The 6,540-nt window shown below is 45.4% G+C and carries 7 protein-coding genes; all 7 read left to right on the top strand.

Going from position 1 to position 6,540, the window contains the following annotated elements; translation table 11 throughout:
• The first annotated feature begins 48 nt into the window (after positions 1-48).
• Complete coding sequence (locus DFP81_RS08390) at positions 49-1,041, top strand: TRAP transporter substrate-binding protein (protein ID WP_220342876.1); 993 nt, start codon at positions 49-51, stop codon at positions 1,039-1,041.
• A gap of 110 nt (positions 1,042-1,151) precedes the next feature.
• Positions 1,152-1,844 carry an L-ribulose-5-phosphate 4-epimerase gene (locus DFP81_RS08385; protein WP_115897317.1) on the top strand — a complete coding sequence of 231 codons (693 nt, stop codon included), beginning with the start codon at positions 1,152-1,154 and terminating at the stop codon, positions 1,842-1,844.
• Between the two features lie 9 nt (positions 1,845-1,853).
• On the top strand, positions 1,854-2,705 hold the full coding sequence (locus DFP81_RS08380) for a Cof-type HAD-IIB family hydrolase (RefSeq protein WP_115897316.1): 852 nt from the start codon (positions 1,854-1,856) through the stop codon (positions 2,703-2,705).
• A complete protein-coding gene (locus tag DFP81_RS08375) occupies positions 2,705-4,198 on the top strand; it encodes an FGGY-family carbohydrate kinase (RefSeq protein ID WP_115897315.1) in 1,494 nt (497 codons plus the stop codon). The genes DFP81_RS08380 and DFP81_RS08375 overlap by 1 nt, the downstream gene beginning before the upstream one ends.
• Positions 4,191-4,835 carry a 3-keto-L-gulonate-6-phosphate decarboxylase UlaD gene (locus tag DFP81_RS08370; protein WP_115897314.1) on the top strand — a complete coding sequence of 215 codons (645 nt, stop codon included), beginning with the start codon at positions 4,191-4,193 and terminating at the stop codon, positions 4,833-4,835. Before DFP81_RS08375 ends, DFP81_RS08370 begins: the two co-directional genes overlap by 8 nt.
• Positions 4,836-4,844: 9 nt before the next feature.
• Positions 4,845-5,603 (top strand): IclR family transcriptional regulator, encoded by a 759-nt coding sequence (locus tag DFP81_RS08365; protein WP_115897313.1) that lies wholly within the window; start codon positions 4,845-4,847, stop codon positions 5,601-5,603.
• A 9-nt stretch (positions 5,604-5,612) separates the two neighbouring features.
• Positions 5,613-6,485, top strand: a complete 873-nt coding sequence (locus DFP81_RS08360) for an L-ribulose-5-phosphate 3-epimerase (RefSeq protein ID WP_115897312.1) — start codon at positions 5,613-5,615, stop codon at positions 6,483-6,485.
• Positions 6,486-6,540 lie beyond the last annotated feature (55 nt).

Here is a 6,540-nt window from a genome sequence, read left to right as displayed (position 1 = left end):
ACTGTTCCGATGAAATTGATAATTGGTTAACCCTCAAGGAGAAAAATAATGATAAAAATAAAAACGTTACTGAAGGGTATGGGTCTTGCGTCTGCAATGACATTAGCCGTTAGCGCTAACCATGCAATGGCTGCAACAACTTTGAAGTTGGCGCACGCTGCCCCTGAGTCTGATCTACAGCAGACAATGTCTGTGTTCTTCAAAAAAGAAGTTGAAGCTCGTAGTAATGGCGACCTAAAAATTAATATCTTTCCTCATGGTCAGTTAGGTACCGATGCGCAAATGATTGAAGGCAATCGTATGGGGATTATTGATTTCTCCATTGTCGGCTTGAATAACTACTCCGGTTTATTACCTGAGTCGGCGGCCTTTACCTTGCCATTTATGTTCCCGGACAGAGCCACTGCCTACAAAGTATTGGATGGCAAAGTTGGTCAAGGGGTGCTGAATGATATGCAGGGCTTTGGTCTGAAAGGTTTGGGTTACCCAGAAAATGGTTACCGAAACATCACTAATAATCGTGGCCCGATCCGTGAACCTGGTGATGTGAAAGGCCTGCAGATGCGCGTCAATGGCTCTAAAGCGTTGAACGATATGTTTGCTATTTTGGGCGCTAACCCAACTCAGATTCCTGTGGCTGAGCTTTATACTGCCTTGGAAACTGGTGTGGTAGACGCACAAGATCACCCAATCCCAGTTACGCTTTCTTTCAAATTCTACGAAGTACAAAAGTACTTGAGCTTAACTCAGCACGCGTATTCTCCTTTGGTGTTTACCATGAACTCTAAGAAGTTTAATAAGCTGAGCGACGCTGAGAAAAAAATCATTACCGATGTGGCAGCAGATGCCGTTGCTATGCAGCGTAAATTAAGCATCGAGAAAGAAGACAAAATGATTGCCGAGCTGGAATCCCACGGCATGAAAGTGAACCGTGACGTCGATAGTGCTGCGTTCCGTAGCGCAGTGAAACCTGTTTGGGATGCCTTCATCAAACAGTATGGCGACAACATGGTGAATGAAATTTTGGCTGCTTCAAAATAGTAAAATAACCAAATAGGGGCTTGGTCTGACCTGGTTCGCCCAGCCCCTCTTTTTACTATCGTAAGACATAGCGCGAGTCTATTTCTTACCTTGGTAGTGAGGAAATGAATATGTATCAAGCTCTGAAAGAACGAGTGTTGAAGGCGAATTTACAGTTGCCTGAGTATGGTTTAGTGACTTTTACTTGGGGCAATGTGTCTGAGATAGACAGAGAAAAAGGCGTTATCGCGATTAAACCATCCGGCGTCGAATATAAGCATATGAGCGTTGACGATATTGTGGTGATAGACCTAGAAGGCAACCGCTTAGAAGGCTCGTTAAACCCTTCAAGCGACACCCAAACGCACATTGAACTGTACAAGGCGTTTCCGAAAATTGGCGGCGTTGTTCATACGCATTCACGCCATGCGACTGTCTGGGCGCAAGCCGGTTTAGACATTCCTGCACTCGGTACAACTCATGCAGATTACTTCTATGGTGATATTCCTTGTACGCGTCAGTTATCGGCGGATGAAATTGCCAGTGAGTATGAAAAAAATACTGGGTTGGTGATTATCGAAGAATTTAACCAGCGGGGTCTGGATGCCATGGCGATCCCTGGTGCGGTTATTTCTGGCCATGCGCCTTTTGCATGGGGAAAAGATGCCTTTGATGCCGTGCATAACGCGGTGGTGCTTGAAGAAGTGTCTGCGATGGCCATTGCGACTCGCTCGCTTAACCTTGATATCAAGGTGCAAGAAGAGTTATTGGATAAGCACTATATGCGTAAGCATGGAAAAAATGCTTATTACGGCCAAAAGTAGGAGTGCAGCATGTACCAATTATTGGCTCTTGATTTAGATGGCACTTCATTAAAGTCGGATTTCACTATTAGCCCGGTGCTGGTTGATACGGTGCGAGTGTTAAGTAGAAGCATTCCAGTATTGATAGTAACAGGTCGACATCATACCGCCGCAGGGCCGTATTATCGAGAATTAGGCCTGACTACGCCGGCTATCTGCTGTAATGGCACGTATGTCTATGACTACCATCAGCGCGCCGTGTTGCATCATAATGCGATTGAAAAAAGCAAGGCTGTGCAATTTCTGCAGCTGGCGGAAGCGCGTCATCTTAAGATCGTTGTTTATTTGCAAGATGCCATGCTGTATTCCTCTGAGCGGCCTGTCATGCATGTGGCTAGATTGGCCCAGTGGGCAGAAGGGTTTGCCGGTGAGGTTAAACCTATTATTCGTCAAGTGGATGACTTCGCCACTGAAGTCGATGCTGCCAAACACATCTGGAAGTTTGTTGTAGAAGGAGACGAGGTAGACGAGTTTGCTCAGTTGCCTTTTATTCGCGAGCACTTTACCGGTGAGAAATCGTGGTCGAACCGTATCGACTTCGCCAGCATTGGCAACACCAAAGGTTCTGCACTGGCAGAACTCATCAAGCAAAAAGGCATCGCCGCAGAAAATGTGGTTGCGGTGGGGGATCACCATAATGATATTTCCATGTTGAAAATGGTTGGTATGGGGGTGGCAATGAAAAATGCCGATGCAGGCCTTAAAGGGCATGCCAAGATCATCACTCGCAATGACAACGACAATGACCATGGTGTAGCAGAATTACTGTATACACTCTTTCCTGAATACCTAAAATCTTCGCATCCGCTAGGTGGTCAGTGATGAACTATTTTATTGGCTTAGATTCCGGCGGCACGTTTATGAAGGCGGCCTTGTTTGATGGCTCAGGTCATCAGATTGCGATTGCCAAAGTGTCGGCGCAAGTCGTGAATAAGCAGCAGGGTTGGGTAGAACGCGATTTAGATGCTTTGTGGAATGATGCCAAAGTGGCGATTTCTAAATTGCTGGATAGCACAGAGGTGTCTGTTGATGACATTAAGGGCTTGAGTATTTCAGCCCAAGGAAAGGGCGTTTATCTACTGGATAAAAACCAAAAGAACCTGCGCAACGGAATTATTTCTTCAGACTCTCGCTCTTTAGACATAGTGAAACAATGGCAAGCCGAGGCGTTGCCTGAAACCATTTATCCGATGACGTTGCAAACCTTATGGACTGGGCACCCGGTGTCGATTGTACGCTGGTTGAAAGAGCACGAGCCTGAAAACTACAGTCAGATTGGCGCAATTTTAATGGCCCATGACTATATTCGTTTTCGCTTAACAGGCGAAGTAAATGCTGAGTTAACCAATATTTCTGAAAGTAATTTTTTCAATGCCAACACAGGGCAATACGATCCAGAATTATTGGCCTTGTTCGGTATTGAAGAAGTGTTTGCCGCGTTGCCGCCTATTATCAAGCCTGATCAACTAGCCGGTTATGTGACTGCTGAGGTAGCAAAAGAAGTTGGCTTAAAAGCAGGCACGCCAGTATTTGGTGGCCTTTTTGATGTGGTATCCACCGCCATTTGTTCTGGCGTTGATGCTAATGCGAACTCGTTGAATTATGTGATGGGTACTTGGGCGGTGACATCGGGTATTGCTGACGCCATTACCTCCCTAGATTATCGATATGTGTATGGGCATTACGTGGTGGATGGACAGTATATTATCCATGAAGCAAGCCCAACTTCAGCAGGCAATTACGAGTGGTTTGTTGATTATCTTGGTGAAGATGGCGAGTTTAATCACCAAGAAAACGAAGACTTAGTGGCGGCATTAGAACCCGCCAGCAGTGAATTGTTTTTTGTGCCTTTTTTGTATGGTTCCAACATGGGATTAGGCTTGAAGGCGGGGTTTTATGGTCTGCAAGCCCACCATACTAAGGCCCATTTGATCCAAGCGATTTGGGAAGGGGTGTTGTTTTGCCATAACGTACACTTGGATCGGATGCGCACACGCTTTCCTGATGCGACTTCATTGCGCGTTACCGGTGGCTCAACGGGGTCAACCGTTTGGATGCAAATGCTGGCCGATTTAACCGGCATGTCGATTGATATTCCTAGCATCGAAGAAACCGGTTCTTTGGGCGCGGCGTTAGTCGCCATGGTTGGCGCCAAAGAGTATCCGTCCATCGAAGCTGGATTAGCCGCCATGAAGGTCGACAGTCAGCGTTTCGAACCTAACTCGGCTCACTATGACCAATATCAGCGCAAGTATCGTCGCTATCTACAATTGGTTGCTTTTTTCAAAGAATTCGAGGAACAGAAGAATGACTAAACCTTTATTGCAAATGGCGTTAGATGCCACGGATTTAGACACCGCTTTTCAGTCCGTTTCTCGGGTGGCTGAGCAGTTAGACGTGATCGAAGTGGGGACCATATTAGCCTTTGCTGACGGGGTTAATAGCGTCGCTAAAGTCCGTGAAAAGTACCCGAATCATATTGTTGTATGCGATATGAAAATCACCGATGCCAGTGCCATTCTAACCAAGTTAGCGCTAGACGCGGGGGCAAACTGGGTTACGGTGAGTGCTGCGGCTCACATTGAAACGATTCGTGCGGCAAAGAAGGTCGCAGACCAGCATCAAGGTGAAATACAGATAGAACTTTACGGTCATTGGACCTTTGAAGATGCCAGAGCATGGTACGATATGGGTATTACTCAAGCCATTTATCATAGATCACGAGATGCAGAACTTGCCGGTGTTAGTTGGACAGACGACGATCTTAGCAAAATGCAGCAGCTTTCTGATATCGGTATTGAGTTGTCCATAACAGGTGGAATAGTGCCTGCAGATTTATACCTATTTAAACAAATAAAAGTGAAGTCTTTTATTGCTGGCCGCGCGCTGGCAAGTGACGAAGGTGTGTCTATTGCAGAAGCATTTCATCGCGAAATAGCAAAATTCTGGTAGGTCCTTTTTATGAGTGAGCAAATCAAATCATTAATCAAGGCGTTAAGTGTCTTAGAGTTCTTAGGGAAATTTCCTAACGGGACCTCTTTGAATCACATTTCCCAAACGCTCAAAATGACAAAGTCTTCAGTGCATAGGGTGTTATCTACCTATGAAAGTGAAGGCTATGTTGTGCAGCTGTCGAGTGGCGGTGATTATCGACTTACCATGAAATTGTTGCATGTAGGGCAGAGTGCTCTGAATTCAGATGTTACCGGTTATATCAAACCTCATTTAACGGGGTTATTAGAAGCGGTTAATGAAACCGTTAATTTCATTTCCTTTGATGGCGACAATATTATCTTCAAAGATAAATTGGAACCAAGAGACGCTTCTTTTCGCACTCGTACCTATGTGGGTTTGCATTCTCCTGCTTACTGTTCTGCTGCTGGGAAATGCTTTTTAGCCTTTGCGGATGATCAAGTTCGTGAAGCTTACTGGCAGCGTAATGCCAACACAATGAAGCGTTTAACTGAACGAACTATTTTAGATAAAGAGGAATTTTTTGCATCCCTTGATCGCATCAAAGAGCGTGGTTATGCGATTGATGATGAAGAAAATGAGGCGGGTATTTCCTGTGTTGCTACGCCTGTTTTTAATAAAGAGAAGATGCCGATTTATGCCATCAGTATTTCGTCATTAACCCCTAAAATGAACAGTATGGGTTTCGAAAACCTTGCACAACGCTTGGCGAATACCGCAAAGGCAATCGAAGAAACCCTATCTTGAGGCCATGAGATGATCAATTTTGATAAAAAATTCCGTATGGGCATTTATGAAAAAGCCTTACCTATTGAACTGTCTTGGCGCGAAAGGCTGACCAAAGCGAAACAGCTTGGCTTTGATTTTGTTGAAATCTCGGTAGACGAAACGGACGACAGACAGGCTCGATTAGACTGGTCAGATGAAGAAATTTATGGCTTACGAGATTTATGCATAGAGCTGGATATGCCATTGCAGTCCATGTGTTTGAGTGCGCATCGTAAGTATCCATTTGGCTCGATGGACGATGCGGTGCGTGAGCGTGCCTTTGAGATCATGGAAAAGGCCATCGCCTTTGCTTATAAGATGGGCATTCGCTGTATACAAATGGCAGGCTACGACGTGTATTACGAGCCTCAGTCCGAAGCAACCCATGAACGCTTTATTGAAGGTATGCAAAAAGCCACCAAGATGGCTGAGCGTGCTGGTGTATTACTGGGGGTGGAGATCATGGACACGCCGTATCTAAATTCGCTCAGTAAATTTGAAGTGCTCAAACAGAAAATCCCTTCCCCTTATTTTATGGCGTACCCAGATGTGGGCAATATTTCCGGCTGGAATCACCATGTGCCAACGGAATTAAAACTGTCTCACCAGCACATAGTGCAGGTGCATTTGAAAGACACCTTGCGCGTTTCCCCGGATTGCAAAGGTCAGTTCCGTGACTTGGTAATTGGTGAAGGGCAGGTTGATTTCCATGGGATTTTCAAAACACTGGCAGAGATTGATTATGCCGGTCCATTGGTGATTGAAATGTGGGCCCAGAACGAGAACTGGTTTGACGATATTGCGAAAGCAAAAGCGCGCTTAGAAACCATTGCAAGAGAGTCTGGTCTGGAGTTGAATTAGCGCGGATGGCTTTCTGTTGCACTGCAAAAGCCAAAAAGCTAGATAAATAGCATTA

It is taken from the genome of Marinomonas pollencensis, assembly GCF_003387375.1.
GTDB classification, from domain to species: Bacteria; Pseudomonadota; Gammaproteobacteria; order Pseudomonadales; family Marinomonadaceae; genus Marinomonas; species Marinomonas pollencensis.
The sequence above is the reverse complement of the archived record's forward strand: the minus strand, read 5'-3'. Positions and strand labels throughout refer to the sequence as shown.

What these genes read in the sequence shown, in the direction of transcription:
- DFP81_RS08375 (WP_115897315.1), top strand. Translation starts at nt 2,705, where the DNA reads ATGAACTATTTTATTGGCTTAGATTCCGGCGGCACGTTTATGAAGGCG.
- DFP81_RS08360 (WP_115897312.1), top strand. Translation starts at nt 5,613, where the DNA reads ATGATCAATTTTGATAAAAAATTCCGTATGGGCATTTATGAAAAAGCC.
- DFP81_RS08385 (WP_115897317.1), top strand. Translation starts at nt 1,152, where the DNA reads ATGTATCAAGCTCTGAAAGAACGAGTGTTGAAGGCGAATTTACAGTTG.
- DFP81_RS08380 (WP_115897316.1), top strand. Translation starts at nt 1,854, where the DNA reads ATGTACCAATTATTGGCTCTTGATTTAGATGGCACTTCATTAAAGTCG.
- DFP81_RS08390 (WP_220342876.1), top strand. Translation starts at nt 49, where the DNA reads ATGATAAAAATAAAAACGTTACTGAAGGGTATGGGTCTTGCGTCTGCA.
- DFP81_RS08365 (WP_115897313.1), top strand. Translation starts at nt 4,845, where the DNA reads ATGAGTGAGCAAATCAAATCATTAATCAAGGCGTTAAGTGTCTTAGAG.
- DFP81_RS08370 (WP_115897314.1), top strand. Translation starts at nt 4,191, where the DNA reads ATGACTAAACCTTTATTGCAAATGGCGTTAGATGCCACGGATTTAGAC.